General features: G+C 61.5%; 1 protein-coding gene. It reads right to left on the reverse strand.

Annotation, left to right across the window (positions count from 1 at the left end; translation table 11 throughout):
* Window positions 1-226: helix-turn-helix domain-containing protein (locus QN413_RS27275; RefSeq protein WP_323499667.1), on the reverse strand; the 226-nt coding region annotated here is incomplete at both ends.

Genomic DNA, 226 nt, shown 5'->3' on the forward strand with positions numbered 1-226 from the left:
GTCCCAGAAGCTGGTTCTTCCAGTTGTACAACGTCGGCCTGCTCACGCCAAGCTTCTGAGCAACCACCTGCGCACTTCCCTCACGAGTGCACAGTTCGAGGACCGCCAGCTTCTTCAGTTGCGGCGGCCGAGGTGCACTGACGGCCCTGCCAACAACGCGTTGCCGGGAGTCGGGGTCCAGTTCATGAATCCAGGCACGCAGCAAATCGCGGCACGGATAGCCCAA

This window comes from Variovorax sp. LG9.2, from assembly GCF_035018885.1.
Taxonomy (GTDB): domain Bacteria; phylum Pseudomonadota; class Gammaproteobacteria; order Burkholderiales; family Burkholderiaceae_C; genus Variovorax.